29 protein-coding genes are annotated in these 26,373 nt (G+C 36.9%); 18 read left to right on the forward strand and 11 right to left on the reverse strand.

Annotated features, from left to right (window positions below):
- Positions 1 to 11 precede the first annotated feature (11 nt).
- Both NQ185_RS06415 and NQ185_RS06420 read left to right on the forward strand, forming a co-directional pair.
- The gene (locus NQ185_RS06415) at positions 12 to 3,224 is read left to right on the forward strand and encodes a response regulator (RefSeq protein ID WP_257580768.1); all 3,213 of its coding nucleotides are present in this window, start codon (positions 12 to 14) and stop codon (positions 3,222 to 3,224) included.
- 3 nt (positions 3,225 to 3,227) lie between these two features.
- Positions 3,228 to 4,085, forward strand: a complete 858-nt coding sequence (locus NQ185_RS06420) for a CheR family methyltransferase (protein ID WP_257580769.1) — start codon at positions 3,228 to 3,230, stop codon at positions 4,083 to 4,085.
- 54 nt (positions 4,086 to 4,139) lie between these two features.
- Here the strand turns inward: NQ185_RS06420 and NQ185_RS06425 are convergent, their stop codons facing one another.
- The 3 genes from NQ185_RS06425 to NQ185_RS06435 all read right to left on the reverse strand — a co-directional run bounded on the left by NQ185_RS06425 (position 4,140) and on the right by NQ185_RS06435 (position 5,866).
- Positions 4,140 to 5,003, reverse strand: a complete 864-nt coding sequence (locus NQ185_RS06425) for a GNAT family N-acetyltransferase (protein WP_257580770.1) — start codon at positions 5,001 to 5,003, stop codon at positions 4,140 to 4,142.
- 6 nt (positions 5,004 to 5,009) lie between these two features.
- The gene (locus tag NQ185_RS06430) at positions 5,010 to 5,579 is read right to left on the reverse strand and encodes a nucleotidyltransferase family protein (RefSeq protein WP_257580771.1); all 570 of its coding nucleotides are present in this window, start codon (positions 5,577 to 5,579) and stop codon (positions 5,010 to 5,012) included.
- A 188-nt stretch (positions 5,580 to 5,767) separates the two neighbouring features.
- A complete protein-coding gene (locus tag NQ185_RS06435) occupies positions 5,768 to 5,866 on the reverse strand; it encodes a putative holin-like toxin (RefSeq protein WP_257580772.1) in 99 nt (32 codons plus the stop codon).
- 248 nt (positions 5,867 to 6,114) lie between these two features.
- Between NQ185_RS06435 and NQ185_RS06440 the strand changes: the two genes are divergently transcribed.
- From NQ185_RS06440 to NQ185_RS06460, 6 genes are all read left to right on the forward strand, one after another.
- Entirely contained in the window at positions 6,115 to 6,798 is a 684-nt protein-coding gene (locus NQ185_RS06440) for a response regulator transcription factor (RefSeq protein WP_257580773.1), read from the forward strand.
- Between the two features lies 1 nt (position 6,799).
- On the forward strand, positions 6,800 to 7,801 hold the full coding sequence (locus NQ185_RS06445; protein WP_257580774.1) for a sensor histidine kinase: 1,002 nt from the start codon (positions 6,800 to 6,802) through the stop codon (positions 7,799 to 7,801).
- A 98-nt stretch (positions 7,802 to 7,899) separates the two neighbouring features.
- Positions 7,900 to 7,986: a putative holin-like toxin gene (locus NQ185_RS20315; RefSeq protein ID WP_373370788.1), complete on the forward strand. Its 87-nt coding sequence runs from the start codon at positions 7,900 to 7,902 to the stop codon at positions 7,984 to 7,986.
- Positions 7,987 to 8,264: 278 nt separating this feature from the next.
- Positions 8,265 to 8,948, forward strand: a complete 684-nt coding sequence (locus tag NQ185_RS06450; protein WP_257580775.1) for an ABC transporter ATP-binding protein — start codon at positions 8,265 to 8,267, stop codon at positions 8,946 to 8,948.
- Positions 8,945 to 11,524 (forward strand): ABC transporter permease, encoded by a 2,580-nt coding sequence (locus tag NQ185_RS06455; RefSeq protein ID WP_257580776.1) that lies wholly within the window; start codon positions 8,945 to 8,947, stop codon positions 11,522 to 11,524. Before NQ185_RS06450 ends, NQ185_RS06455 begins: the two co-directional genes overlap by 4 nt.
- Before the next feature lie 53 nt (positions 11,525 to 11,577).
- Entirely contained in the window at positions 11,578 to 12,804 is a 1,227-nt protein-coding gene (locus NQ185_RS06460; protein WP_257580778.1) for a hypothetical protein, read from the forward strand.
- A 447-nt stretch (positions 12,805 to 13,251) separates the two neighbouring features.
- On the opposite strand, the gene bshB2 is transcribed toward NQ185_RS06460, so the two are convergent.
- The 3 genes from bshB2 to pdxK form a co-directional block, all read right to left on the reverse strand.
- Positions 13,252 to 13,935 (reverse strand): bacillithiol biosynthesis deacetylase BshB2, encoded by a 684-nt coding sequence (bshB2, locus tag NQ185_RS06465; RefSeq protein WP_257580779.1) that lies wholly within the window; start codon positions 13,933 to 13,935, stop codon positions 13,252 to 13,254.
- A gap of 25 nt (positions 13,936 to 13,960) precedes the next feature.
- Positions 13,961 to 14,308 (reverse strand): YojF family protein, encoded by a 348-nt coding sequence (locus NQ185_RS06470; RefSeq protein ID WP_257580780.1) that lies wholly within the window; start codon positions 14,306 to 14,308, stop codon positions 13,961 to 13,963.
- A 110-nt stretch (positions 14,309 to 14,418) separates the two neighbouring features.
- The gene (gene pdxK, locus NQ185_RS06475; protein ID WP_257580781.1) at positions 14,419 to 15,225 is read right to left on the reverse strand and encodes a pyridoxine/pyridoxal/pyridoxamine kinase; all 807 of its coding nucleotides are present in this window, start codon (positions 15,223 to 15,225) and stop codon (positions 14,419 to 14,421) included.
- A 374-nt stretch (positions 15,226 to 15,599) separates the two neighbouring features.
- On the opposite strand from pdxK, the gene rsgA reads away from it, so the two are divergent.
- The 6 genes from rsgA (at position 15,600) to NQ185_RS06505 (ending at position 19,807) form a co-directional block, all read left to right on the forward strand.
- Complete coding sequence (gene rsgA, locus NQ185_RS06480) at positions 15,600 to 16,655, forward strand: ribosome small subunit-dependent GTPase A (protein ID WP_257580782.1); 1,056 nt, start codon at positions 15,600 to 15,602, stop codon at positions 16,653 to 16,655.
- Between the two features lie 2 nt (positions 16,656 to 16,657).
- Positions 16,658 to 17,461: a class I SAM-dependent methyltransferase gene (locus NQ185_RS06485; protein WP_257580783.1), complete on the forward strand. Its 804-nt coding sequence runs from the start codon at positions 16,658 to 16,660 to the stop codon at positions 17,459 to 17,461.
- A gap of 274 nt (positions 17,462 to 17,735) precedes the next feature.
- Complete coding sequence (locus tag NQ185_RS06490) at positions 17,736 to 18,374, forward strand: HAD family hydrolase (RefSeq protein ID WP_257580784.1); 639 nt, start codon at positions 17,736 to 17,738, stop codon at positions 18,372 to 18,374.
- Positions 18,349 to 18,858 (forward strand): GrpB family protein, encoded by a 510-nt coding sequence (locus NQ185_RS06495; RefSeq protein ID WP_257580785.1) that lies wholly within the window; start codon positions 18,349 to 18,351, stop codon positions 18,856 to 18,858. Before NQ185_RS06490 ends, NQ185_RS06495 begins: the two co-directional genes overlap by 26 nt.
- A gap of 40 nt (positions 18,859 to 18,898) precedes the next feature.
- Positions 18,899 to 19,102 (forward strand): hypothetical protein, encoded by a 204-nt coding sequence (locus NQ185_RS06500; protein WP_257580786.1) that lies wholly within the window; start codon positions 18,899 to 18,901, stop codon positions 19,100 to 19,102.
- A gap of 33 nt (positions 19,103 to 19,135) precedes the next feature.
- The gene (locus NQ185_RS06505; RefSeq protein ID WP_257580787.1) at positions 19,136 to 19,807 is read left to right on the forward strand and encodes a hypothetical protein; all 672 of its coding nucleotides are present in this window, start codon (positions 19,136 to 19,138) and stop codon (positions 19,805 to 19,807) included.
- An 83-nt stretch (positions 19,808 to 19,890) separates the two neighbouring features.
- On the opposite strand, the gene NQ185_RS06510 is transcribed toward NQ185_RS06505, so the two are convergent.
- From NQ185_RS06510 to NQ185_RS06525, 4 genes are all read right to left on the reverse strand, one after another.
- Complete coding sequence (locus tag NQ185_RS06510) at positions 19,891 to 20,280, reverse strand: tautomerase family protein (protein WP_257580788.1); 390 nt, start codon at positions 20,278 to 20,280, stop codon at positions 19,891 to 19,893.
- Between the two features lie 867 nt (positions 20,281 to 21,147).
- Complete coding sequence (locus tag NQ185_RS06515; RefSeq protein ID WP_257580789.1) at positions 21,148 to 21,930, reverse strand: ABC transporter permease; 783 nt, start codon at positions 21,928 to 21,930, stop codon at positions 21,148 to 21,150.
- A 6-nt stretch (positions 21,931 to 21,936) separates the two neighbouring features.
- Positions 21,937 to 22,740 carry an ABC transporter permease gene (locus tag NQ185_RS06520; protein ID WP_257580790.1) on the reverse strand — a complete coding sequence of 268 codons (804 nt, stop codon included), beginning with the start codon at positions 22,738 to 22,740 and terminating at the stop codon, positions 21,937 to 21,939.
- Complete coding sequence (locus NQ185_RS06525; protein WP_257580791.1) at positions 22,737 to 23,714, reverse strand: ABC transporter ATP-binding protein; 978 nt, start codon at positions 23,712 to 23,714, stop codon at positions 22,737 to 22,739. The genes NQ185_RS06520 and NQ185_RS06525 overlap by 4 nt, the downstream gene beginning before the upstream one ends.
- 127 nt (positions 23,715 to 23,841) lie before the next feature.
- Between NQ185_RS06525 and NQ185_RS06530 the strand changes: the two genes are divergently transcribed.
- Positions 23,842 to 24,411: a Uma2 family endonuclease gene (locus NQ185_RS06530; protein WP_257580792.1), complete on the forward strand. Its 570-nt coding sequence runs from the start codon at positions 23,842 to 23,844 to the stop codon at positions 24,409 to 24,411.
- 35 nt (positions 24,412 to 24,446) lie between these two features.
- Here NQ185_RS06530 and NQ185_RS06535 read toward each other — a convergent pair whose 3' ends face one another.
- Complete coding sequence (locus tag NQ185_RS06535; protein WP_257580793.1) at positions 24,447 to 25,022, reverse strand: YdcF family protein; 576 nt, start codon at positions 25,020 to 25,022, stop codon at positions 24,447 to 24,449.
- A gap of 75 nt (positions 25,023 to 25,097) precedes the next feature.
- Between NQ185_RS06535 and mobA the strand changes: the two genes are divergently transcribed.
- From mobA to moaD, 3 genes are read left to right on the forward strand one after another with little or no spacing between them, the layout of a single operon-like run.
- Complete coding sequence (gene mobA, locus NQ185_RS06540) at positions 25,098 to 25,682, forward strand: molybdenum cofactor guanylyltransferase (protein WP_257580794.1); 585 nt, start codon at positions 25,098 to 25,100, stop codon at positions 25,680 to 25,682.
- Positions 25,679 to 26,143 carry a molybdenum cofactor biosynthesis protein MoaE gene (locus NQ185_RS06545; RefSeq protein WP_257580796.1) on the forward strand — a complete coding sequence of 155 codons (465 nt, stop codon included), beginning with the start codon at positions 25,679 to 25,681 and terminating at the stop codon, positions 26,141 to 26,143. The genes mobA and NQ185_RS06545 overlap by 4 nt, the downstream gene beginning before the upstream one ends.
- On the forward strand, positions 26,136 to 26,369 hold the full coding sequence (gene moaD / locus NQ185_RS06550; RefSeq protein ID WP_257580797.1) for a molybdopterin converting factor subunit 1: 234 nt from the start codon (positions 26,136 to 26,138) through the stop codon (positions 26,367 to 26,369). Before NQ185_RS06545 ends, moaD begins: the two co-directional genes overlap by 8 nt.
- Positions 26,370 to 26,373: the final 4 nt, after the last annotated feature.

Here is a 26,373-nt window from a genome sequence, read left to right on the forward strand (position 1 = left end):
GGGGTTCTTCAATGAAAATAAGGACAAAGTTATTGTTAATACTTGGTGCATTGCCTATTTTACTTTTTGTTCTCGCAGGAGTAGGCTGGTCACAATTTTCTACTTTGAGCAAGATGGGTAAAACCTTTAAAGAAAACTATCAATTAGCTATTTTATCAGAGCAAATTCATCGTGATATCAAAGATGAGGGAATTCACTTAAGAAACCTTGTCCTCCTATTTAACGATCAAGCTGTTTTACAGGATGAAATAGCGAAGTTAAAAACTAAAAGTGATTCAATCATTCAAAATATCAGATTGCTTGAGTCAAAGGTGAATACAGATGAAGAAATTAAATTGATTGCAACTTTAAAAAGTACAAACAACGATTTTAATGCTTATAAGGATAAACTAATACAATTAATATCTAATGGTGATAGAGAAGCGGCTATTTCTTTAATTAGTGAGGATTCAGTTAAGCTGCATGAAGAATTTTTTAAGGTTATTTCCGAGATTACCTCTATATTTGAAATAAATATGGAGAATGTTATTAATTCTTTTTTAATTGATTTTCAACAGGAGATTATCATTAGTTTACTTATCCTTTCCATAAGTATTATTCTAATAATCGGCATATTGTTTAAAACGATATGGACACTTTCTTCAAGGTTAAATAAGGTGTCTAGGGTCATGACTAATGTAGCTAATGGGAGTGCCGAACTAAAAACCAAAGTTGAGGAAACTTTAGACGATGAGATTGGCGATGTTGCTCATGCCTTTAATAGTATGGTAGATTCTTTAGAAGAACAAATGCAAAAGGAACAACAGTTAACTTGGACGAAGTCAAATATCGCTCAGATTACTACAAGTTTAAGCGGAACTCATGAATTAGAAACGTTGGCACAAACATTCCTATCCAAAGTAGTGCCATTAATGGAAGCTGGTCACGCAGTATTTTATGTAAAAGATATGGAAAACACAGAGCTAGTTTATAAGTTGCTTGGTTCATATGCCTTTAAGGAGAGAAAACATCTTTCAAACTCAATTAAGTTAGGTGAAGGCTTAGTCGGTCAAGCGGCACTCGAAAAACAACCAATTGTTTTAACAAATGTACCTTCTGATTATATTCGTGTCAGATCAGGGCTTGGAGAGGCACCTCCTCTAAACGTCTATGTGCTTCCAATAAGCTTTGAAGGTGAAGTAAATGCTGTACTGGAAATAGCTTCATTTAAGTTATTTGATATGGCGCAACAAACATTTATTGAAGAATTGATTGAAGCCCTTGGAATTATTCTTGAAAGTGTTATGGGAAGAATTCAATTAGCGAAATTATTGGAGGAATCACAGGCATTAATGGAGGAAACACAAGCGCAATCTGAAGAACTTCAAACACAACAGGAGGAATTAAGGGCTTCAAACGAAGAATTAGAAGAACAAACACGCGCGCTAAGAGAATCAGAAGAAAAGCTGCAAATCCAACAAGAAGAATTGGAACAAACGAATGCTGATTTGGAGGAGAAGACGAAAAACTTAGAAGAACAGAATAAGAGATTTGAACGTAAAAATAAGGAAGTAGAAAGCGCAAGGGCTGAATTGGAAGAAAAAGCAAGGCAGCTTGAGTTAACTTCTAAGTATAAATCACAGTTTTTAGCTAATATGTCTCATGAATTACGAACACCTTTAAATAGTTTATTAATTTTATCGAAACTCTTATCGGAAAACCCCGATGGAAATTTAACAGGGAAGCAAATGGAGTATTCTAAGACCATATACTCTTCCGGTCAAGATTTGTTATCTATTATAAATGAAATACTGGATTTGTCGAAAATTGAATCTGGAAAAGTAGAAGTAATGCCGTCGGATGTGAATGTATCAGATATCGTGCAATTCGTTGAAAGTAATTTTAGGGCAATTGCTTCAGAAAAGAATATAAATTTCATGATCAAATTAAATAAAAATGTCCCAAGTTATATATATACTGATCAAATGAAAATACAGCAGGTTTTGAAAAATCTTTTATCGAATGCATTTAAGTTTACCCATCAAGGTGATGTGATACTTGAAATTGGATTGTCCTCGTCTTCCGTGATTTCATTTTCTGTCATTGATACGGGAATTGGAATTCCGAGTGATAAACAAGAACTCATTTTTGAAGCATTTCAACAAGCTGATGGTACAACAAGCAGGAAATATGGCGGAACAGGTCTTGGTTTATCCATTTGCAAGGAAATTGCTAACCTATTAGGCGGAGAAATCAAAGTAGAAAGTACATTAGGTGAAGGAAGTACATTCACCTTGTATATAAATGATTATAAGGATAAGCCTGTTGAAATGATTGTTGAGAAAGAGGTTGCTGTTGCGATCGAAAATCCGAATGAACATACTCAAACAGAGATTGTGCAGACCAATAGCTTGGATGACGAGCGCCATATTAAACGACTATTAATCGTCGATGATGATATAAAACAACGCAATAGTTTAATGGAGCTAATTGGTGAAATGGATTTTATTATCAAAGCGGTTTCTACAGGTACTGAAGCAATGGAAGAATTAAAAGTTAGTCATTTTGATTGTATGATTCTAGATCTCGGATTAGCTGATACGAGCGGGTTTGAATTACTGAAGAAAATAAAACAAGACGATGAAACAAATAACGTAAAAGTGTTCATATATACCGGGCGTGATCTCACATTAAAAGATGAATACCAACTAAACAAATATGCGTATACAATTATTATCAAAGATGAACATTCTCCACAGCGTCTAAAAGATGAGCTCCAATTATATTTAACAGAAAAAAATGGAATGTCGCATCCGGCTGAAAAAACCAACGTTGAAGGAATGATTTCCCCTTTTCTTAAAGGCAAAACCATATTGTTGGTCGATGATGATGTTCGTAATGTTTATGCTTTATCAAGTATTCTTGAATATTATGGAATGAACATCCGCTTTGCTGAAAACGGAATAGAAGGACTTGAATCATTACAAAAACACCCTGAGATTGACCTCGTTTTAATGGATATTATGATGCCAGAAATGGACGGATACGAAGCGATACGTAGAATAAAAGAAATCCCGAAATTTACTGAACTTCCTATCATAGCACTCACGGCAAAAGCGATGAAGGAAGATAGAGAAAAATGTATGAAGGCAGGAGCATCAGACTATATAGTTAAACCAATTGAAACGGATCAATTAATCTCTTTGATAAAAGTCTGGTTATTCCAAAAAGAAGGGAATAAGTAATGGATGGATCGTTCACTTGAGGCTCAAAGTAAAAACGACATTAGTAATCACTTAGAAGAAATTGAAGTGAAATTATTATTGCAAGGGTTATATGATTGGTGTGGATATGACTTTAGAAACTATGCCTATCAATCAATTAGAAGAAGAATTTGGCATAGAGTATATGCTGAAAGACTTTCAACAATAACGGGGCTTCTTGATAAAGTTTTACATGATCCATCTTGTTTACAAAGATTGATTGCTGATTTTTCAATAAATGTAACTGAGATGTTTCGGGATCCCTTGTTTTTCTTGGAATTCAGAGAGAAAGTTGTACCCTTGCTGCGTACCTATCCATCGATTCGAATATGGCACGCGGGATGTTCAACAGGTGAAGAAGTATATTCCATGGCGATGTTGTTGCATGAAGAAGATCTTTATGAGAAAACAAAAATATATGCAACAGATATTAATACAACTGCATTAAAGGACGCTAAAAGCGGAATATTTCCGTTAGAAAATATGAAGAAATACACAAGCAATTATTTAAGGGCTGGAGGAAAACGGGCATTTTCGGATTATTATTGTGTAACAAATAAGGGCGTTCAATTTTATCCATTTTTAACGAAAAACGTTATATTTGCTCAGCATAATTTAGTCACCGATCGTTCTTTCAACGAATTTCATGTGATCCTTTGCAGAAATGTATTAATCTATTTTAATAAAACCTTACAAAATAAAGTACATTCCCTTTTTTACGAGAGTTTAGGAATGTTCGGAATCCTAGGTCTAGGTGACAAAGAATCGATTTATTACACCAATCATTTTGATTCGTATAATGTAATAAGCGGGAAACAGAAATTATATAGAAAAGTAAAATAGGAAAAAGGTAAGTGGGTTGCTTGTATATTTGGGGGCAACCCATTTTCTCATATATCAATTGTTAAAAAAACTTTCTGGCATAGGAATGACCACTGCATTACAAGCTTTCTCATAAAACTCGATTGGACCAGCTCCACCAATAATCGCATACTCATAGCCAATTTCTTTCATATCCTTTAAGCAATGATGTAGCAACTCATATCCAATTCCTTTAGTTCTGTTTGAGTTTTGTACTCCCATTGGACCAAAATAACATTTTTTATTTTGGTAAACATCAAAGGCAGCAAAACCGATTATTTCATTTTCTTCAATAGCTATATAAATTGTGGGATTTTCTTTGCGGAATCCAATTTCAATCGTTTTGGCCCATTCCTTTGAAAAATACTTCTTAACGAATTTAATAAGATTTTGATAGTCATCAGTTTGCACTCTTCGAATGAAAGGTGGTTGTTTTATTTTGGGGAATTGGTAATTACCGAGGTGTGTGATCATGTCGCGTGATGCAGTTCCAATAGCCATTATCGCTTTCTTATCTCTTTCAGATAAAAAAGCGTCGACCGTATTCGTTGTCAAAAAGGCTTTAAGTATGTGGCCTTCATTAAGATAAATTTGGTTGTATTTTTTCATGTATGTAATTGCTGCTTCTATTAACTTTTCAAGTTCTTTAGTTACCGGTATACTAAAAAATTCATTATTAATAGGAGTTTCTTCAGGTTTGATTTCCATCCTTAATAAGTCTAAATTCAGATCAGACCTTAATGAAATTTCTCCAAGTACACCTGTTTTTTCAAGAAAACAAGCTATAAGTAAATGGCGCGGAGATAACCCATTACTAGTAGCTGCCTCTGCTTCAGCATTCCGAAAAATTCTATTCACTCTATCGGTAAGAAAAATCTGTTCGCTTTTCAGTTCAATCAACCCCATTCAAGAATAATATATCTCTAACTTCGTCCAAGTGGATTTCCAATTCTTTTTAAGAATACGTTCTTCATATAAAGTAGTTAGCAGTTGATTATCCAAAATGTAAGGAGTTGGTCTCACTTCTAAATGAATAACATCGTGAATTCCATGCGGCGCCGTTAAAATAATCTGATTGTTAGAATCTAATTTTACTCCTAAAGCCGTTGCGGATTCCGGAAATTTCGATATAGCATCAGTGGAAGATTCATAGGGAGGTACATTATTTCTTATATGCATTCTCGCCTCATTTTTGACCGACCATGGAATAGTTGGATCAAGTGCTCGCAAGTGATCTTCATATTCCTTTTCAGTTTCTTCCTTTAAATTGTGCGGTTCAAAGTAAATGACATCAATATCTAAGAGCGGAGTCCGATTAGTAAACCCGTGTAGTTCATCCCAAATTTTCGAACGAACAAATCCTGCACAAATCCACCAATCGGGGAGTTCGAGAGATTGTGCATTATGTAAAATATTCATCATCCAATAATCTTGTTCAATTAAGCAAATGATATCAATTTCGTTGTGAATACCCATTTATCCTGCACCTGCCTTGTACTATGTTAACTTTACAATTATTAAGGGTATGAATATAATATAGATATAAGCATAAATTAAAAAGGGACGCCAGCTGTAACTGGCACCCCAACATACAGCTACACTGCATGAAGTGCAGCGACCCGAAGATGAAATAACTCTTGATGCTCGGTCAAAGCAAGGGAGAGTTATTTCTTTTTGTATAGAGAAACAACTACGGCGACTACTGATACGATTAGACTTGAGAACATGAACATCAAGACCATTGCTTCGTATAGAGTTACCATCAGCGTCACCTCTTCTCTACAAGGACGTGGTCGCTGCCCACCCTGCTTATATAGCTGTATGATTGATTATATCACAGAACTGGAGAACGCCTCCAATTGCCATTTCTATAGAATCTATCCCCATTAACTCCTTTCATTGAATATACTTCTCGTCTATTTGATAGACATTGCAAAGATAGTTATTGCACAATTAAACCGTATCCCCTTACACTTTACACATAATGATTCACGAAAAAGGTGATCTACATATGAAAATTTTACTTGTGGAAGATGACAAAACAATCGCATCAGGTCTGGAATATTCTCTCCAGCAGGATCATTTTTTCACAATTTTATGCCATGATGCTACTTCAGCTAAGAAGATTATAGCGGAACAACTTGATCAAATTGCTTTATGTTTATTTGATTTATCTTTGCCAGATGGAAGCGGCTATGAATTGTGTAAAATCGTAAAAGAGAAGGGCGATGTTCCTGTCATTTTTTTAACCGCTGTTGATGATGAGGTTAATGTCGTGATGGGGCTCGATATGGGGGCGGATGATTATATTACGAAGCCATTCCGTATTCGAGAGTTGCTTTCGCGAATTAAATCCGTTTTACGTAGATACAACAAACAAGCTCAGACAAAAACACTAATTGAATTAGACAATATTAGAATCAATACACTTGAAGGTAAAGTTTATAAAAATGGCATTGAGGTTATTTTAACAGCATTGGAATATCGCTTGTTGCTCATTTTTGCGAATCATATTGGACAAGTTCTTTCTCGAAATCAGCTATTAGAGCAAATTTGGGATGTGGCGGGGGACTTTGTAAATGATAATACGTTAACGGTTTACATTAAAAGACTGCGAGAAAAACTCGAAGACCATCCGCAAAATCCAACGATTATTAAAACGGTACGTGGTTTAGGCTATAAGGTTGGCGACTGATATGCTGCGAAATAAAGAAATTCAGATTCTATTATTAATCATGTGCTCAATTGGTTTGGTTGGAATAATTGCTGCTTCTATTATATCAACTTTTGCTTTTATTCTTGTATTAGGCATATCCATTTTATTAATTGCTTCCTGCATTATTTTTACCCATTGGAGATACCGTGAAATCGAGAAGCTATCTAGTTATTTGCGGCAAATAAGCAGCGGCAACTATACTCTCGATGTACGGGATAACCACGAAGGTGAATTAAGTATTTTAAAAAGTGATATTTATAAAGTTACGTTAATGTTATCTGAACAGGGTTCGCTTTTACAAAAAGATAAAATTCAACTAACTGATGCGATTTCTGATATATCCCACCAATTAAAAACACCGTTAACCTCTATGATGGTGATGTCCGATTTATTAAGTGATGCCGAATTGCCAAAGGAAAAACGAACAGAATTCACACGCAATATCCGAGTTCAGCTTGAACGGATTGAATGGCTCGTTTCTTCTTTATTAAAGCTGTCGAAAATAGATGCAGGGACAGTTCAATTTAAAAGAGATAAAATCATGGTGCCAAAACTGATTCAAGCAGCCATGCAATCGGTTCTTATTCCGATTGATATTAAAGAGCAGAACGTTTCGATAAAAGGTCAAGAAACGGTCTCGTTTATTGGCGATTTCAATTGGACCGTTGAAGCAATCATTAATATCTTAAAAAACTGTGTAGAACATACAAATGAAGGCGGGAATATTTCAATTTCTTTTACAGAAAACGCATTGTTCACGGAACTGGTGATTGCTGATAATGGAAAGGGCATCCCGAGAGAAGATCTGCCACATATCTTTAAACGTTTTTACAAAGGGAAAAATGCAAGTGAAGAAAGCGTTGGGATTGGGCTTGCGATGGCATATAGCATTATAAAAAGTCAGAACGGAGATATTAGTGTTGTAAGTGAAAAAGAAAAGGGAACACAGTTTAGGATAAAGTTTTATAAGCAAGTCATTTAGAAGATATTTGAAAAATGATATGATAAGAGTAGGCATAATATAGGGAAGTTAAGGGTGGAAGGCAGTTACCTCCTAGTGATAGAAAGGGGGTGATGCCTATGACTACTTTTCAAACCATTTATCTTATGATTAGTTTTGCAACATTAATTGTTGCAGTACTGTCATTTCATAAAAGGGAAAAGTAAAACCACCCTTAGCCTACCGAGCTAACGAGGGTGGTTTTACTTCACCTTAGAAAAAGCCTTCCCATCTAACGGGAACTATATTGTGCTAGGCGGTAGGGTGTGTCCAGCACCTTACCGTCTTTTTTTATTGTATGAGTATCTATCTATACTATACCATAATTCAAAGCAAACAAAACGGATAAAAAGTTCTTATGTGACTAATTTGTCATTTTCAAAGTCACTTGAAAGTCATTTTAGACAGATAAACTATAATCAACAGCAAATATGGAGGTTTTACAATGGAAATTTTAAAAATAGATAATTTGTCTAAAGTGTATGGTAAAGGTGAGACCGCCGTTAAGGCGTTGGACGATGTTTCATTTTCGGTAAAAAAAGGTGAGTTTGTTGCGATTATCGGTCCATCTGGATCCGGTAAGTCCACGCTTTTACATTTGCTCGGTGGTGTCGATCGACCGTCGAGCGGAAAGGTATTTGTGGATAATACAGATATCTATAGTCTAAACGAAACACAGTTAGCGATTTTTAGAAGAAGACAAATCGGATTAATCTATCAATTTTACAACCTGATCCCGGTTTTAACGGTGGAAGAAAATATTACGTTGCCGCTATTATTGGATCAACATAAGGTCGATAAAAAGCAGTTTAGTGATATTGTTAAAAAGTTAAATTTAGAAAATCGCTTAAATCATCTTCCGAATCAGCTTTCGGGAGGGCAGCAACAGAGGGTTTCGATTGGTCGTGCTTTAATTAGCAATCCAGCAATTATGTTGGCCGACGAACCGACTGGAAATCTGGATAGTAAAAATAGCGGAGAGATAATCGACTTGCTAAAAATGTTTAATAAAACATTTAATCAAACGCTGATTGTCATTACACACGACGAACGAATTGCTCTTCAAGCAGATCGCATCATCGCTATTGAAGATGGGAAGGTCAAGAAGGACGAGGTGGTTCGTCCATGAACATTGTCAATAAACTGACGATTAGACATTTAAAGGAAAATAAAAGACGAACCCTTGTCACAATCATTGGGGTTATCATTTCTGTGGCAATGCTCACAGCGGTTGCGACAATCGGCGTTTCTTTTATGGATCTGATGAAAAGGCAGACGATTGCGGATGAAGGGGAATGGCATGTTGTTTATCGAGATGTCAATCAAGACCAGATTCAGGCTATAGAAAAAGATAAGGATACGAAAAAAGTAGTCCTTTCAAAGGATCTCGGCTATGCCTTATTAAAAGGCAGTAAAAATGAAAGTAAACCTTATTTATTCTTCAAGGAATATAATAAATCAGGCTTTGAACAATTTCCAATTGAGTTAAGCAGCGGTAGATTCCCACAATCACGAAATGAAATCGTGATTTCGGAAGAGATCGTTAATAATGCCAAGGTAGATTACCGAATTGGCGATATCGTAACACTTGATGTTGGTAACAGAATTACAAATGATCCAGAAATACAAGGGCCAATAGATCAAACATTTTCATTTTTAACAAAGGACGGAAAGATCAATGAAGAATTAGAAATTACCTCAACGAAGGAATTCACAATCGTTGGTACAATTAAACGTCCAAATTGGGAAATACCTTGGGCGCCAGCATATACTGTGATTTCTTACTTAGATGAAGAAGAACAACTCGTTAAAGATAACCTTGTAAATGCAACGGTGGTCTTAAACAAAGTTAAAACTTCTTTATTTGATGATGCTCAAAACTTAGCAGAGAAAAATCAGATAGAAACAGTTGACTTTAACCATAATTTACTTCGCTATTATGGTGCGATAAAAAATGACGGTATGCGAACAACCCTTTATTCGTTGTGCGCCATCATTATGGTCATTATCATTGTTGGATCAGTATCATTAATTTACAATGCTTTCGCAATTTCTGTTGCGGAACGCTCTCGCCATTTAGGGATGCTATCGAGTGTTGGGGCAACAAAAAAGCAAAAGCAAAATTCGGTATTTTTTGAAGGCTTTGTTATTGGATTGATTAGTATTCCAATTGGAATTATTTCCGGGCTTGCCGGAATGGGGGTAACCTTTTTATTTATCAACACCATTATTCAAGGGGCTTTAGGAGTAACAGAAAAGTTAAAAGTGACGATAACACTAGGTTCGATTTTAGTGGCGATCTTGGTCTCGATTATTACTATTTTTATTTCCACTTATATCCCGGCGAGGAGAGCTTCTCGAATTTCAGCAATTGACGCTATCCGTCAATCCACGGATGTGAAACTAACGAAGAAAGCAGTAAAAACTTCTAAGTTTGTTCGGAAAATATTTGGAATCGAAGCAGAGATCGGATTGAAAAATTTAAAAAGAAATAAGCGCAGATATCAAGCCACTGTTTTTTCACTCGTTATTAGCATAATGCTCTTTTTATCAGTTGCCTTTTTTACAGCGAATTTGAAAAAGTCATTGTCCCTTTCACAAGATGGTTTGAACTATGACATCGTGATGGAGGTTGAAAAAGGGAGAGACGACCAGTTAGTCAATTCGATTTTGTCTATGGATGAAGTGACAAAATCTAGCATGACCTCGCAACAATATTTCGTATCTTCATGGATTGAAAAAGATAAGACGTCTGATGCTGTCCGCAAGCTTGAAGGTTTCAACGATCAGCTTGTAGATGGCAAGTATCCATATGGGATTAATCTTTATTCGTTAGATGAAAAAAGCTTAAAGGCATATGCAAAAGAAGCAGGTGCTGATTATAACGAGCTGCAAAATAGATTAAATGCGATTGTCATTGATCAGATTAAGTATGAAGATGCTAATGCTGGAAAATATGTTGAAACGAAAGCAATCCATACGAAAGTAGGGGAGCAGATTGATTTATTTTCTTATGATGAGGAGCATGAGAAAGAGAAATTTTTAAATAAAATAACGGTAGCTGCTTTAACGGAGAAACTCCCAATGGGTGCTCATGGAGGATATCCAGGTAGTTTAGATGTAATCGTGTCTGAATCAACCTTGGAGAAATTGGGCTTTACCGCAGAAGACAACCGTATGCTCTATTTAAACAGTACGGATCCACTTAAGACGCAGCAGAAAATCGAGGAAATTGAAGAGGTAAGGCATTATATTCACAACGTCTATCAGAGCCGTCAGCAGGATGAGCAAATGGTATTGATCATGTCCGTCTTTACGTATGGCTTTATCGTGTTGATCACAGCAATTTCGATTGCAAATATATTGAATACCATTTCCACAAGCATTTCCTTAAGAAAACGTGAATTTGCGATGCTGAAATCAATGGGAATGACACCAAAAGGCTTTAACAAAATGATTAATTACGAAAGTATTTTTTACGGAATAAAGGCATTAATTTATGGACTCCCATTGAGTGTCCTATGTATGCTTCTTATCTATAAGGCATTGGCGAATTCGTTTAGCTATAGCTTCACACTTCCGTGGATGAGCATTTTTTATGTAGTTATAGCGGTTTTTCTTATCGTCGGTACGTCGATGCTATATTCAAGCGCGAAGGTTAAGAAGGAAAACATTATTGATGCTCTAAAACAGGAAAGTATATAATGAGGAAAAGGCTTCTAGAGATAGGAGCCTTTTTTCTATAAGGGGTGTGTTGGATGATTCAAAAGTGGATTGCGGAAATCGAAAAAAGTTGGGGATTGGAACATTTCGATTTGAAAAACGCATCGATTAAAAGGGATGCCTCTGCTATTAAAACAACTGAGTATAAGCTGGAAATGGAATGGTTTCCTGCAGGGGCTGAATTGGAAGAAGAATCGAATCCACCTGGAACGGTCTATGCGGAAGTTAATTTAACATACGGATTTTTAACAAGCTTTATCGTTGTTATGAGTGAGGATTTCAGAAAAAACCCACCAATGCTGACTGGGATTGAGTTGGACGATGTTGTGGCATGGATCGAGTCTAATGCTAGATTGAAGTATGATGTTGATTTTCGCTTACAAATGAAAAATAAAGAGGGCGATCTAACAGAATATTTCTTTTCCTCCATTTTGAATGGAAGAAAGGTCTCTCCAGGAGGTTATATTGAAGTAAAAGTAAATAAACAAGGCAGTATCGTTTTTTATTCTTTGTCGGGATTCTTTCATGGGCTTTATCCTAAAATTGAAATTGACCAAAAAGAGTCTGTTTTGAATCTTGATGAATTTAAAGAAAAGCAAGTCGTTCTCTTCGGAATGCCGGAAGAGAATGGATATCGGCTCTTATATGGTGTGGACGAAGCGTTTATAGATGTAGTTCCCGAATCTTTAATCCTTAATTGGGATGAGGAGGATCCAGCTGAGGAAATCTGTTTTTCAGATGGAGTAGTAGGCACAGTATGGGAGGAGTTTTACGAATCTCAAAAGATTTCTGAAGAGGAAATGTTATTAAATATTCCACATCCAGATTGTCTTCCCATTTCAGAAGATGAAAAAAATGAGTTCGTAAAAGTAATTTCGAATTATTTAAAAGTGAACCGTCCAAAAGATAGCGGAAAATGGCAGGTTGAAAATATCGAGCGCCATAATGGCCTTTTACATGCGGATATCGTTCCAATTAATTACGTTGATCGCATTCTGGATAAATTAAAATTTTTATATGATGCGAATGAACATGTGTTGCTTCATGTTTTGGATAAACGGGAAATATTCAGTGAAATGAAAGATATACCTATACTGGATGTAAAAGTAACAAAAGAAGAAGCATTAGAGCTATTGGAAAAAGATATCTTTTTCGAGCCCTATTATATATTTGATTTCGATAAGAAGGTTGTAAGACCAACTCAGCGGATTGATTGCCATGAATTTGTAAATGCGGTGACAGGAGAAAAGGTACAGGAATAGATTCTTGCCCGAAACTGATTAAAAACTAAACGTCTAATAGCCTCGTTGTAATGGCTAATAGAATTTCATAACGTCTAATGAATCATCTAATAGGAAGTCTGAAACGTCTAACAGAATCATGAATCATCTAATAGGCTGCGTGAAACTTCTAATAGAAACGTGAATCATCTAATAGGGAGTCTGAAACTTCTAATAGAAACGTGAATCATCTAATAGGAAGTCTGAAACGTCTAATAGAAACGTGAATCATCTAATAGGAAGTCTGAAACGTCTAATAGAAACGTGAATCATCTAATAGGCTGCGTGAAACGTCTAATAGAAACGTGAATCCATCTAATAGGCTGTCTTAAACGTCTAATAGAATCATGAAACAGATAGTATATTTAATAAAATTGTCCAACATCCATTAATAAATATAAAAAACCTGGTTAAAATTCTTAACCAGGTTCACAATACTTTATCTTTTTCCCAATCATACGTCCAAAAACGTTCTTTTTGCCAATGTGAGAGTAATTCCGGATCATTGGCGGATAGTCTTTCTTCCATATCCGCAAGCATCCAGGCGGTTTGAGAAATATGGGCTTTTAACGCTCCAAGTTTTTGTTCCCAAGCGGCACTTACATCGTAATGAATGTCGGCTGGACCAATTTCTGCTTCCGTATTTTTTGAAAAAGCGACGCAGTGCAATTTAGGACGTTCTTCTTTCGGAAGTCTTCTCACTGCACGAACGACAGCTCTACCCGTCGCCTCATGATCAGGGTGAACGGAATATCCCGGATAAAATGAGATGACGAGTGAAGGATTAAGCTCTTCAATCAGTGCAAAAACCATAGTGGCAAGTTTTTCATCGCTTTCGAATTCAAGAGTTTTATCCCTGTAGCCCATCATTCGTAAGTCTGTAAGACCCATTGATTTAGCGGCAGCCTCAAGTTCCGCTTTTCTAATTTTCGGCAATGATTCTCTCGTGGCAAATGGGGGATTCCCAAGATTCCGACCCATTTCACCAAGTGTTAAGCAAGCGTATGTAACGGGTGATCCGTTTTGTATATAACTTGATATCGTTCCTGAAACCCCAAATGCCTCATCATCTGGGTGAGGAAACACAACTAATACATGGCGTTCTTTTTCCATCAGCATTATCTCCTTTCGCAAAATCTCATTCAAACGGGGTCTTGCTTATTTCTAATGCGACAGCCAATTTTCCATCATGCCCGTGACCAGCAAGAAGCAGTCTTCCTAGATCATCGAGTTCAAAATGGGTTAGACCTTCTGCATAAATCCATCCAATCGGAAGCTTTAATCCAACACGATAAGGGCCATCACCTATAATTTTCCCGTGCTCGTAACACACTTGCGCGTTGCGAATATAAGCCCCAGCTGAAAAAAACGAATCATTATTATGGGCGGCGTATGCACCATTGGTTGTCTCTAGATGTATGTAAACACTGTCCCCAGCAAAATCGTTTATGTGTTGTTGTACCTTTAATACATTTATCTTTTCCATTTTTTCGGCCTCCTTCCTAAAGGAACGATATGTTTATTTTACTAATAAATTTTCATTTTGTCTCATAAAAAAGCGCCCGAAAAGATTGAATCTCCTTCCGGGCATCTATTTTAAGCTTTTTTGTTATAAGCTCCATGCATGACTGGGCCTACATATTGGTTAAGCTTCCAACCATGTTCAATCGCAGCGGTTACGAACTCCTTAGCAGCGGAAACGGCTTCTTTTACAGATTTGCCGTGCGCCAAGTTCGCTGTAATAGCAGCTGCAAACGTACAGCCTGCACCGTGATTATAAGTTGTTGCCAGTTTTTCCTTTTCAAGAAGGGTAAAATCTTTTCCATCATAAAAGAGGTCAACGGCTTTGTCATGATTCAGGCCTTTTCCGCCTTTAATGACTACGTTTTTTGCTCCAAGCTCATGGATTTTAGCGGCTGCTTCTTTCATATCATCAATCGTTTTGATAGGACCAGTTTTCGCTAGCTGCCATGCCTCGAAAAGATTTGGTGTTACAACAGTAGCACGTGGTACAAGAAGTTCGCGCAATGCTTCCGTATTTTCAGGCTGCAACACTTCATCTTCCCCTTTACAAACCATAACAGGGTCGATGACTACCTTATCTAATTTATGTTCATCAATTTTGCGGGCACCGAGTTCAATGATGTCCACAGATCCAAGCATTCCGGTTTTCATTGCATCAATGCCGACGGATAAGATGGTTTTTAATTGTTGCTCGACAACTGAAACATCAATTGGAAAAACACCGTGGCTCCAGCCATTGTCAGGATCCATCGTTACGATAGAAGTTAATGCTGTCATCCCATATACATCATGCTCTTGAAATGTTTTTAAATCTGCTTGTATACCTGCACCGCCGCTGGAGTCTGAACCAGCGAGAGTCAATACTTTTTTCATTGCCATAAAGCGTCCCTCCTAAGTATCACTGGATGTTTCTTTTTAGAATATACCAATTTTCATGTAAAGAAAAGATTTTTAATCTTTACAAAACAGGAAGTCCCGTAGTAAACTAAAAATGTTAAATTACACATGATTTTCCAAGGGAGGAATGTAGTATGTCGAATGTATTCAGTATTAATCAAGAAAACTTCATACTGCCCGTGGATCATGGTGTCAATTTACTTTAATTTTTAAAATCCATTAATTCATCCATTTTCCATGGGCATATATAAGCTCATGGTTTTATCTTTGTACGGGATACGTATGCCCATTTTACAAAAAACAAAAACCGCGACTTGCGGTTATTTTTTATGCAAAAAATTGGAGGAATTAAAATAATGGATTTAAAAACACTAGGTTGGAATCAACAATTTGAAAATGAATTTGAATCTTATAAACAGGAAAGCTACTCAGTTGGAAGAGTTGCTTTAGAACATAAGCATATGTATAGGGTTTTAACAGAATCTGGAGAAGTATTAGCCGAAATATCGGGAAAATTTCAATATAATGCTGCGGGTCGAGGAGCTTATCCAGCCGTTGGCGATTGGGTCGTACTATCCGTAAGAATCGAAGAGGGGAAAGCAACGATTCACCATGTTTTACCGAGAAAAAGTAAATTCTCCCGTAATATAGCGGGTGCAACTACTGAAGAACAAATTGTTGCAGCAAACGTCGATACCGTTTTTATTGTAGCTGCGCTCAATGCGGATTTTAATGTGCGAAGAATTGAACGGTATTTGTTGATGGCCTTGGAAAGTGGAGCAAATCCAGTCATTATTTTAAGCAAAGCAGATCTTTGCCAAGATATCGATGAAAAAATACAGGAAACAGAATCAGTCGCCATCGGAGTTCCAATTCATGTTGTAAGTGCGGAACAAAACTCCGGACTTGAAGCTCTTTCCGCATATATAAATGAAGGGAAGACAATTGCACTTCTTGGATCATCAGGTGTTGGAAAATCCACACTCGTTAATACTTTTACCGGAAAAGCAACGTTAAAAACTGCTGGAACTCGTGAGGATGATGATCGTGGCCGCCATACAACGACCCACCGCGAGCTTGTTGTCCTTGATCAAGGTGGAATTCTGATTGATACTCCAGGGATGAGGGAATTGCAGCTATGGGAATCTGAAACGGGATTAAGTCAAGGTTTCTCTGATATCGAAGAGTTCACTTCTCGATGTAAATTCAGGGATTGCACCCATAATGGAGAGCCGGGATGCGCAGTTCGTAAGGCAATTGAGGAAGGCGAATTAGATGCCGAACGGTATAAAAGCTATCTTAAATTGCAGAAAGAGTTGGCTTATTTAGAAAGAAAAGAAGATAAGCAACTTGCTCAAGCTCAAAAAGATAAATGGAAAAAGGTTACAATGGGTCAGAGGAAGAAAAGATAAAAATGATGAACTATAAAATAGAAGTGGTGGTCGGAGAATATATGTTAAATAATACCGATGAATATGATGACCCAATTTTGTACGATAAAGAAAATGATTCTTATCATGAAGATATTTCATTCTTATTGAAATGGGCTTCAAAAATACAAGGGCCAATTATTGATATAGCTTGTGGTACAGGGAGAGCTGCGATTCCTTTGGCGAAGGAAGGCCATCAACTGATTGGAATAGACATTCACAGTGGTATGTTAAATGAAGCTAAAAAGAAGACAGCGAATCTGAACCTTCCAATTGAATGGATTGAACAAGATTGTACGAAATTTGAGATGGATGTTAAGAGTAGGATGATTTATACGGTCGGAAATTCTTTTCAACATTTCCTTACAAATGAAGCCCAAGATGGGTTATTATCTTCTGTTTATAAGCATTTAGATAATAAAGGGACCTTTATCTTTGGCACAAGGTTTCCAAGTGCGGAGGAATTATTACAGCCAAGCATCGAGGAGTACTGGAGAACCTATACCGACAGTGAAAGCGGGAAGAAAGTAGATGTTTATTCAATCAGCAACTATGACAGCCTAAGCCAGATTCAGCATAATACAACGATTAGAAGATATAAAAACAGTAATGATGAAATCATAAATGAAAAGAGAACAAATATTAGTCTGAGATACGTTTTTCCACAAGAAATGGAACGAATGTTATCCACCCATGGATTTAATATAATGCATGTTTATAATGACTGGAACGAAACGCCAATTACGAAAGATAGCTATCAAATGATTTATGTTTGTGAAAAAGTTTAATGTTTTTGGGAAACCGCTCGGGTGTGGATAATCCGAGCGGTTTTTTATATCTGTAAAAGAAGGATATTAAAAATAAAAGAGGAATAGACTTAATAACCGAAAGTACAGCTGATATTTTCTCGCCATGGTAGCAGCGAACTGTCTGAAGGGATAAATACTATGTTGGGAGGCGAATTCCCATAAGATGCGGTCTGTCTTTGATATCAAGAAGAAATAATATTAGGGGAATGGTTATGTCTTTTCCGATAATAAACTGGAATTAGGAGATCACTAGATGAAAAGTGAGGGAAAACTTGATTTAGTGTTAGATTTCGCAGGGGTACTTGCAACTAACTTTTCACCTTTATTTTGGAAAGAACTTTCAATGAAATATAATATTTCATATAGTGAGCTTATTGCTTTCAAAAAAGAAATTCGTGAAGATTTATGGACAGGCCAGATTACCGAGAACGAATTTTGGGTCAGGTTAAAAAAAAGATTTTCAATAATAGAAATAAAGTATGCTAGAACTAAATTGCTATCGTTAATAAGACCTTTACCGGCGATTAAACAGATTCCATTATTAAGTGAATATGTGAATATCCATTTACTAAGTAACCATAGAAGAGAATGGGTTGAGCATATTATTAGTCCTGTTAAGGATTACATAAAAAGCATTATAATCTCTAGTGATGTAGGCTGTTGTAAGCCGCAGGCGGAAATCTATTTAATTACCAAAACCTTTTTTAACGACAACAATGTTCTATTTGTAGATGACCAAGAGAAAAATTTGAAAGAAGCGCACAATCTTGGCTGGAATACGATACTTGCTGATGAAAAAGGAGAATGGATGAACAGCATATCAACATTTGTAGATAAAATTAAGTACGATTCGAAGGGTGTTTTCAATGAAAGTACGACTCTCAGATTTTAACGAACATTGGGCCGAAATGTTTGAGGATGAAGCCCGATTTCTAGAAACAATATTTGGCGGCGAAATAATCAAATTCGAGCATTTCGGGAGTACGTCAGTCAGGGGTATAAAGGCAAAACCTGTAATTGACATGATGTGCATTGTGCACGATATAGAAAATATAGATGAGTTTAATGAAAAAATGAATTCCCTAGGATATGACGTTGCAGGGGAGTGGGGAATTCCGGGAAGAAGATTATTCCGAAAAGGCGGGGAAAATAGAACACATCATATTCACTTTTATCAACATAATAATCCACATATTAACCGACATTTAATTTTTCGTGATTATCTCCGTACTTATCCACAAGAAGCCGAAAAGTATAGCAAATTCAAAGAGCAGTTGGCACGGAAATTCGATGACACAAGGGAGTATAGTCTAGCCAAAAAAACATTTGTGAGAGAAATGGAAGAACGTGCATTGAACTGGTTTAATGGAAAATAAAACTATAACGCTGAAAAAAGATTTCAGGAGGAGTCTTTTTTTGAAAAAACTAATGTGGATTATCCCTAATGTTTTTTGCTATATCATGTTTGTTGCAGTCATTATTTTTATTGTAAGAAATGAGGAAGGATTACTAGAAAATAATGACTTGTTCATATGGGGGATAATGGGTCTTATTCTCCTGCTAGTTTCCATGTTCGGTAGTTTTCGAATATGGAGATGGATAAAAGAGGGGGAAATTTAGTGCAATAAATCAATGTGGGTCGGGGGAATCGGCTTGAAAACTATCCTTATCAATATCCTTTTTCGTATGCTATTCTTTCAGTTGCCTAAAATTAAGATTAATGAGGATGAGGAAAAAGCATTTAATCATTTATTCGAAACTTCGTGTAATAAAGTGGATAAATTAATCGAGTATAACCTTACCAGCCCTAAATATAAATTTCTATATTATTTAACGAAGAATAAACGAGTCGTTTTACATGGATCCAATCAACAGGAAATCCACACTTTTGAGCCACGTAAACAGACCTTATATAACGGAGAAATGGCGACGGCTATTTTTGCGACTAAAGATCCAATATGGCCTATTTTCTATGCAATTTTAGATAAGGGGAAAATAGTTGGAAATATAAGAAACGGATCTGTTACAACGAATGGCTATGAAAGTTTTCACTTTTACTCCTTAACGAAACCCACACTCAAAAATCAGCCTTGGACAACCGGAATGATTTATCTATTACCGGATGAATTATTTATTAAAGTAAGTAAAGGTGCTATCCAATTCAATGAATGGATTAGTGAAAAGTCCGTGTCTCCAATTGCTAAAATAGAGGTTAAGCCTAGTGATTTTTATTTCCTCAAAAAGGTGGCGTCTCATCGTTCAGATGAATCAATCATTAAAACATGGTTGCTTTATAAAGTCAAAACCTTGATAAAGGGTGCATAACCCCAAGAAACAATTGTCCTTGTTAGCGACTAGATGTCGTGTTACACCCAGAAAAGGCGGTTAGTAAATAACCGCCTCATAGCTTACACATTTACCTTATAATTCAATACTAACTCGTCACCGGGTAATCCCCTTATCCCCCAATTATGTTTTGGTGTTTCAAAAATAGTAATCTCCACATCTTGAGGGGATATTTCTAACAGTGTACTTATTCGCTCAAATAGTAGCTTTATTAATCGTTTTTTTGCCTCAACCGTTCTACCTTCAAACATACTAATCTCAATGATCGTATATGCTTCAGTTCTTCCATTTGGAAAATAAAAGTCGCTTTTATCCATAGGGAAAAAACGGTGAAATTTCTTGTCTGAGGGATATTCTAGTGCATCCATCATACACTCATGAATAACCTTCGATAACGTTTCTTTAACTGGATTTAGCCTTTCCTTGATTCCAAAAATCTTAATTTGCCCCAAAACCATCACTCCCCTAAATACGTAATCCAAATAATCACTTCGACAAGGTAGAGAAAACTCCTTTTATTATTCAATTAAATGCAGGTTCAAAATGATCCAAGAGGTGAGATAATTGAATAAACATAAATTATTATTGTTCGACATAGATGATACTCTTCTTAGTTCATCTTGGTTTAATGAAGGTTTGAAAAAGACTGTCAGGAGACATCTTTTGACCCAAAAACTTGATTAAGATAAATTTCTTGAAAAAATGCTTAATGTCCCTGTGAGGGGCATAAAAAATCTACCGCCCATACTCCCTTTGCAATCGTTTCGGATGTATTGGAAATAAGAAGCATATTGTTAAACGAACAATAAAAAACCTGCTTCTATCCACATAATTGCCAACACTTTGCTCAACCCGACAGATGAAGCTATCTGATGATGGGATAAATGTGTATTTAACGAAAAACAGAAGATGATTCGATTTTTTAATCTTCTTAGTATGTAAATGGCTGAATTTGTGATGGGTCTATAAATCATGACCAAGATAAATATTTGCCAAATAGAGGAGGGCACTTTGAGCAGTTCAATCGGACAACTTGGATGGTTTTCGCAAGAGCGCGGGCACTTTGAGCGTTTCAATCGGACAGCTTTGATGGTTTCTGCATGGGCCCGGGCGCTTTGAGCAGTTCAATCGGACAGCATTGACGGTTCAGGCAAGAGTCCGGGAACTTTGAGCGTTTCAATCGGACAGCTTTGATGGTTTCCGCATGGGCCCGGGCACTTTGAGTGGTTCAATCGGAAGAGAACGTGTTTTTTCAAAAGTTTCCGCACTTTGAATACTGATAATCCTACTTGTTCCATTCAAAAAAGCGAAACTCAATCTCACGAACCCGTAGACCGGTAATGTCTCACTCCAAAGCGCCAAACAAATAAACAAGGAAAAATAAAAATAATGCCAGCAACGGGAGCTAACATATATAAAATGGATTGTCCTTCACTTCGATCCAACACATACAATAAAGGCAAATAGTTTACACATCCAAATGGAATGACGAACGTAAAAAATTTCGTGACCCATTTATGATAAATATTCAAAGGATATTGTGCCATTTCCCTGCCGCCATCTGTGAAAATATTTACGACTTCGAGCCCTTGTATTGTCCAAAAACAAAATGTCGCGGCCAACATGAAAATCCCTGTAAAAATAAATACCCCACTTATGATCATCAAAATAAGAATGCAAGCTTTTACTAAACTCCATTCAATCGATAGATTGCTTAATGCCCATGTCAAGACAATAACACTTTGAATCAATCTTCCTAATCTCGTAAACTCAAATTGTGATCCCATCACTTGAATGATGGTTCCTCTAGGACGGACAAGCAACCGGTCAAAATTTCCATTCCTTACTAGCGAAGAGAACGAATCGAACCCTCGTGCGAAACATTCACTGATGGCAAATGCCATATGAATAACCGCAAAACACAAGGCTACTTCAAAAAATGTCCATCCCTTTATTTGTCCAAATCGTTCAAAGAGAAAATAAAGCCCGGCAAAAACCGATAATGGGATGAAAAATTGTCCAAACGATAACAACCAAAATGATGTTCTGTACTGCATTTGTGACTTAAACAATATATGAAGATATTTAAAATATAAGCTCATGCAATCTTACCCTCCTTGAACGACGACTCTTTGCAATGCTTTCCCGAAAGCAAATCTCCCAAGTAAAACAAGAGCGACAAGCCATACGAGTTGAAAAAGAATGCCGATCAGTGCCTCGTTCTCTGGGATATGTCCGGAATAAACGCGAAATGGAAAATCGGCAGTATAACGAAATGGCAGCATATAAGCAATATTTTGCATCCAAGTTGGCATTAATGGAATCGGAATCGTCAGTCCCGCAAAAAACTCACCTACGACACTAAACATAAGTAAAGATCCTACTGGTGACATTGTAAGAAAGACAGAGATGTAAATAAACATGGAGATGGCTACTAACAGTAATAGGCCTAGTATGATAGATGTAAAAAATAATAGAAAGGTAGTGATGTTCGATGGTAATGTCATTTTATACGGCTGCGGCAATAAAAACGCAACAATCAGAATTGGAAAGCTGCGAAGAATGGCACTGGATAATCGTTGCGCCAATAATTTGGCATACCAAAAACCGTAGATTCCACAAGGTCTACAAAGTTCATAGGCGATATTTCCAGTAGTAATCAGATCGAAAAGCTCATTGTCGCGGAACCAAAGCATGATGAAGGCTAGGAATGCTTGTTGAAGCCAGAGATATGTAATTAATTCCTTTAACGACATCGGCGGAGTTTGCAGTGCATGTTCATAAAACGCCTCAAAGATCATAATGTACATAAATCCCCAGAAAAATTGGGTCGCCACCCCGGCAAGTGCTGCAGTCCGATATTGCATACCGTTTAGAAGCCTTAACTTCAATACAGAGACATATGCACTCATACTTGATACTCCTTATATAATTGGATAATAATTTCTTCAATCGGCTGAGAATCAATTGAAAGATCTAAGATTTCCACCATGCCCGATAATATTGAAATGACTTCTGAAACCATGATTTTCTCCGTATCGACACTTAATACCGCTCTATCACTAGTTTGGGAGAGTACAGTCACCCCATAAAGATCGAAAGGTCCCGATGCTTCTCGATAATCGACTGTCATCATTTTGGTTGCGCCAAACTTTTTCCGCAGCTCATTTAGCTTGCCGTCATATAGTAAACTACCTTTTCCGATTAAAATGACCCGATCCGCAAGCGCCTCGATATCATTCATATCATGGGTAGTGAGAATGACCGTCACGCCTTTTTCCTTGTTGATCGTTTTGATAAAATTACGGACTGCAATTTTTGAAAGGGCATCAAGTCCAATCGTCGGTTCATCTAAAAATAGTACACTTGGACTATGTAATAAAGAGGCGGCAATTTCACAGCGCATCCGCTGTCCTAAACTTAACTGTCGTACTGGAGTGGAAATAAGATTTTGCAATTGAAGCGTTTCAACTAGTAGTTCAACGTTTGCTTTGTACTCTTGGAGGGGGATTTTATAAATATCGCGCAAAAGTTCGAATGAATCCATAACCGGCACATCCCACCAAAGTTGGGAGCGCTGGCCAAAAACAACGCCGATATTTTTTACATATGAAACTCGTTCTTTCCAAGGGGTATAACCCATAATCGTGCACTTACCGCTATCCGGTACTAAAATACCGCTCATCACTTTAATTGTTGTCGACTTCCCAGCACCATTTGGACCGATATAGCCTACGATTTCCCCAGGTTCAATCGAAAAGGAAATATCATTGAGCGCTTGAACAATTGTATGTTCACGATAAAAGAGCGCTTTCAATGAATTCGCAAGTCCAGATGAGCGCTTGGCAACCTTAAATGATTTACTTAAACCTTCAATCTTAATCAAGCATGTCCCTCCCTTTAAAAACATAATCGGAAGGAAGATGTTACCACTATATAATTATACTGTCAATCTATTTTTTAAAAATTTAAAAAATATATGTTATAATTCTAATTAAGAAAGGGTGATGAACATGACTCTTTATCAAAAAAATAAAGTTACGTTGAATGAGTATTTACAAATTCGCGAGAATACAGAAGAATTGTTGGAATACATTGATGGGTTTATTTATATGTCACCCTCTCCATCTATAAGGCATCAACGCATATCTAGAGAGCTCCTCGTTAAATTGGATCATTTTTTGAAAGGCACACCTTGTGAAATTATTTCTGCACCAATGGATGTGGAGTTGAAAAGTGAAAAAATAGATGGAATAAAAATAGTAATACCGGATCTAGTGATTATTTGCGATAAAAGAGGATTCACTGAATCAAGATATGTAGGAGTACCAAGTCTAATAATAGAGATTTTAAGTCCATCTAATCAATCACATGATCTAATCACAAAATTTAATATTTACATGAAATATGGAGTCCGAGAATATTGGATCGTTAATCCAATGCTACAATCCATTACAGTGTATGAGCTTAATGATGAAGACATGTATGAACAATATGATGTGAAAACGGACATAGGAAAAGTTCATTCGGGTTTTTTAGATGGATTCAGTGTGGAATTAAAGGAGATTTTTTCTGAAATGTAAAAATCGAGTGTTAAGGCCAACACTCGATTTTCTAATTACTTTCCAAATACGGACGTTTTTAAAAGTGCGAGCCGCTCGCGAGTCGTTAATTTCCATTCGACGACTTTTGGTGTTTTTGCTGCAACGGCATCCGACTCTAAATCTAGTTTTCTGGCGATTTCTCTGGCCCGTGCTAGATGGTAGTCACTCGTAATAATCGTAACGGAGTGAATGGAAGCAGGGAGTAGCTTCTTGGAAAATTGAATATTTTCATACGTGGATGTCGATGCTGTTTCGAGGATTAAACGATCTTCATCAATTCCATTTTCCGCTAGATATCGTCTCATTGCTTCTGCTTCAGTAATATCTTCGTCAGGGCCTTGTCCCCCGGATAAAATCAATTTTATGTTAGGATGCTTTTTTGCATAATCTAATGCAGCTTCAAGCCTATAGCGCAAAGAAAGTGAAGGATTCTCGCCATTCACTTTGGCACCAAGAATGACGGCATATTCATTTTTACCATTTGCTTCAGGTAACCTGCCAGCAATCATCCAATTTCCTGTTTCGATCCACATACTTATACAGAGTATCGCGAAAGGAAGCATCCATATTAAGATCCGTTTAATTTTCAAAGAAACTCACCTCATAATTAAAGAATATCGGACATTTAAAGAATAGTAAATCTATTTTTAAGGGGGACTAACCTAGTGGAAACGATCATTTTAGCTGGAGGAAAATCCAGCCGAATGGGAGAAAATAAGGCTTTGATGAAAATAGGCGGCAAACGAGTCATCGATCGAATAATAGAGGAGTTCATTCCTATTTCGGAAGATGTGATTTTAATAGCGAATGAAAAAATTCAGCAATTAGATCATTCAGTGATAGTATTGAAAGATTCAGAAGCATTTAAAGGTCAAGGTCCATTGGCTGGGATTTTAACGGGGCTAACTGCCGCAAAGAAGGGACCTTGTTTCGTTGTTGCCTGCGATATGCCGTTTGCTTCTACAGAAATGGCAAAAAAACTACTACATACTCTTACCGAAAAAAATCTTGATGCCGTTATTCCGATTGCGGAGGGGCAGATTCATCCGCTTTTTGCCGCTTATGATGCAGGCATTCTATCATATGTGCATGAAACACTAAAAGAGGGTAAGAAATCAGTAAAATCTTTGCTTGATCGTATCAATGTTGAGTATATTGAAGTTATTGATTCATTAGATTTATGGAATATGAATACAAAGGAAGATTACATAGAAGCGAAAAAACGAATTGAAGGGAACGAACTTCATTGAATTGTGAAATCACGAGAGACCCTATTAAAATAGAGGAAATATACGAGAAAGTGGTAAGGAGAGAAGCAGGCGCCGTCACAACTTTTATTGGGACGGTCCGTGAATTGACGCATGGCCGCAAAACGCTTTACCTTGAATACGAAGCATATGAAGCGATGGCTTTAAAGAAGCTTGAGCAAATTGTAGCGGAAATGAAGGAACGCTGGCCGGGAGTGGAAGCAGCCATATCACATCGAATTGGACGCCTTGAAATAACTGATATCGCGGTTGCCATCGCGGTTTCTTCGCCACACCGCCCGGAAGCATATGAAGCAAATCGCTACGCTATCGAAAGGATTAAAGAGATTGTTCCAATTTGGAAAAAGGAGCATTGGGAAGATGGCGAGAAATGGATTGGCAACCAGCAGGGGACGAAGGGATATGTGGATGGTAAACCTGAGGAGGCAGACTTGAATGAATAAAATTTTATTGTTTGCTCATTTAAAAGAGCAGGCTGGAGATGGTTCTTTAACAATGGATGTTTCAGGTAAGACAGTAAAGGAACTGCGCAATCACTTAGAGACCGAAACAAATCTAGGGAGTTTGGCTGGGATTATGATTGCAATTAATGAAGAATTTGCTACAGATGAAACTGTCATAAATGCGGAAGATGTGATTGCTCTTATTCCTCCGGTAAGCGGGGGCTGATTCA

The sequence above is a fragment of the Lederbergia panacisoli genome, assembly GCF_024626525.1.
GTDB lineage: Bacteria > Bacillota > Bacilli > Bacillales > Bacillaceae_C > Lederbergia > Lederbergia panacisoli.